The following is a 2,366-nucleotide window of genomic DNA, read 5'->3' on the forward strand; positions in this document are numbered from 1 at the left end:
TATATTTTTCGTTGAGGTGTGTCGATGGCTTACAGGGTAAGGGTTTGAGGTATGTGTTGGAGTCAATTTTTGGGAGGATATGTTAGACTTTCTAGAGGTGTGTCGATTCGGCGGCTGAAACCCTTACTGGGCAAGGGCTGCTAGACGAACTCCCTACCGATTGGGTTAAATCGGATTAGTTGGAAACAATAGTTTAACCGCAGGAGGGCGTTCTTTATCATCCACCCTACCGATTGGGTTAAATCGGATTAGTTGGAAACTCTATATCCAGGAAAGTGACATTATGGGAGGCCCCCTACCGATTGGGTTAAATCGGATTAGTTGGAAACGTATATCTTCAGCTTAACTAAATTAGTATTAACTGAAGACCCTACCGATTGGGTTAAATCGGATTAGTTGGAAACCTTCTCCTTTACAGTTGTAATATCGAAAATCTGCACCCTACCGATTGGGTTAAATCGGATTAGTTGGAAACGATCGTTCCTACGAAAGTCCCTACACACGGCAGATTTTCAGCCCTACCGATTGGGTTAAATCGGATTAGTTGGAAACAATACAACTGATAACTAATTTGCATTAAACTAGCAAATCCCCTACCGATTGGGTTAAATCGGATTAGTTGGAAACTCTGATTTGCTTCCGATACAGTTGGATTTCTAAATCCTACCCTACCGATTGGGTTAAATCGGATTAGTTGGAAACGCCATTTATGGTAGGGGCACGGCATTGCTGTGCCCCTACAGGTAGCGCCTGTGCCATCAAGAAAGCGTAAGTCCTAAACCTATAAAATCAGGGACTCGCATCCCCCACTACGAACCCACTGTGTTCACCCCACCATCAACAATGCGTTCAATTTGTTCTTCAACTCTGACGATGCCATCAGCGGCTTATAAATTTCACCTTCATAGGGTTTCCAGACATATCCCGGACTGAACGGTCGAAAATCGGGAGACAATTCCATCGCTTCCCCCATCATTTGAGCCAAAACCAGTCCCGGAAAAGCCGAAGTAGAAGAAGATTCCAGCAGTTCAGTGTAAGTTCTAAACTCATCCACTTCCACACCCACCAAGGCATAGCGAAACCCTGGAGCCGACTGTAAACGCTGATACAGCAGAATACCAAGTTCTGTCATCAGATAAGCACTTTCTGGTGTATCAATGCCAACCTCACTGACATGACTTGGAGAAACTCGACACCACCAATTCTCTTCGATATCTTGAAAAATTCCCACACGACATTGAGACTGGCTACCATTGGAGAGAACCCAGGAAACTTGGTCAAAATGGTGGGAAAATTCCTCGGCGACAGCTTGTTGCGCCCCACATTCAGCCGATAAGCTAAATATCCATGCCATTGCTATTCTCCTGCTCTCGTTTAAACTTTTTGCCAATCATGTTGGGTGCTTGCCAGTGCTGCTTCGTACTTCTCCAACAGCATTGTAGCCTTTGGCAGAATGCTAACGTGGGTGGCGCTATCTTGGACAGCTTCAAGCGCTCCAGTAATTTGGCAATCATCAATTTGCCAAAGGGGGTCTTTTCCCGTTCCTCCAAACATTGTCGGTTTGCGGAATGCTGGCAAACCTTCAATTGAAAGCGAGACAGACATTCCTTTGGTATTTCTGATGGCTACAGCTACAGACTCACCCAACAAAGGATTGCGTTCTGTTTCTGGTCGCAGGAATCCCTGTTCATCTAACCAATCTCTAGGCATTTGTTCAACATCAATATCAATGCCCGGTCTGACTCCCAATAACCGAGCGCTACGTCCCACTTTGGGTTTACCGTTTTCTTCTGCCATGCCTCGATAGTAGAGTTTTGCCATCAGCCTTCCATCAGCAAGAGCGCGATTACCGCATTAATCATAATACCAAGCTGCACTCAACGATAAAGGTTAAAGCAAACAGTGAGGGGGTAGCGGGTAGGTGGGTGGGAATGTATTGTAAAGTTTTAATAACAAGATAGTCAGATATAGTTATGTACGGTTTTGCAGTTGTTGACATTAAGGTTTAAATTCTGATCCCTAATCCCTATTCCCTGTTTCCCTTTATTAGTAAAATGTTAGTAGTTGTCGTGTATGATAAGCTGTTTGGCATTTAAACCTTAATATCAATAATGGCACAATCCTTGTAGTGCGTTTAGCGAAGCCATGCCGCAGGCTTTGCATCTTGCTCGCTACTAATACCCAATTTAAATGCATTACAGCTTATTCCCAATGATAAAAGGCGAACGAAGTTGTCCAATTTTCTAGAAGGATATGGGCGACGAGTTCAATTTTCTGTGTTTGAATGTTTTTTGAGTTTAGACCAGATGCGCCAGCTTTATGAAAAGGTGAAAAAGTTAGTTGAGCCAGTGGAGGATAATGTGCGA

Annotated in this window: 3 protein-coding genes and 1 CRISPR repeat array; of the genes, 1 reads left to right on the forward strand and 2 read right to left on the reverse strand. The window is 44.0% G+C overall.

The genetic code is table 11. The annotated features are described in order from the left end of the window. Positions 1 to 151 precede the first annotated feature (151 nt). Positions 152 to 702: direct repeats of the CRISPR family, unit length 36 nt; unit sequence CCCTACCGATTGGGTTAAATCGGATTAGTTGGAAAC. 124 nt (positions 703 to 826) lie between these two features. After that, positions 827 to 1,354 (reverse strand): hypothetical protein, encoded by a 528-nt coding sequence (locus tag RIB93_RS29015; RefSeq protein ID WP_446378221.1) that lies wholly within the window; start codon positions 1,352 to 1,354, stop codon positions 827 to 829. A gap of 20 nt (positions 1,355 to 1,374) precedes the next feature. Next, positions 1,375 to 1,821 (reverse strand): Tse2 family ADP-ribosyltransferase toxin, encoded by a 447-nt coding sequence (locus RIB93_RS29020; RefSeq protein ID WP_446378223.1) that lies wholly within the window; start codon positions 1,819 to 1,821, stop codon positions 1,375 to 1,377. Between the two features lie 383 nt (positions 1,822 to 2,204). Between RIB93_RS29020 and cas2 the strand changes: the two genes are divergently transcribed. After that, positions 2,205 to 2,366: CRISPR-associated endonuclease Cas2 (cas2, locus tag RIB93_RS29025; RefSeq protein WP_446378225.1), on the forward strand; the 162-nt coding region annotated here is incomplete at its 3' end.

This window comes from Coleofasciculus sp. D1-CHI-01, from assembly GCF_040218875.1.
Taxonomy (GTDB): domain Bacteria; phylum Cyanobacteriota; class Cyanobacteriia; order Cyanobacteriales; family Coleofasciculaceae; genus Coleofasciculus.

What these genes read in the sequence shown, in the direction of transcription:
- RIB93_RS29020 (WP_446378223.1), bottom strand. Translation starts at nt 1,821, where the DNA reads ATGGCAAAACTCTACTATCGAGGCATGGCAGAAGAAAACGGTAAACCC.
- RIB93_RS29015 (WP_446378221.1), bottom strand. Translation starts at nt 1,354, where the DNA reads ATGGCATGGATATTTAGCTTATCGGCTGAATGTGGGGCGCAACAAGCT.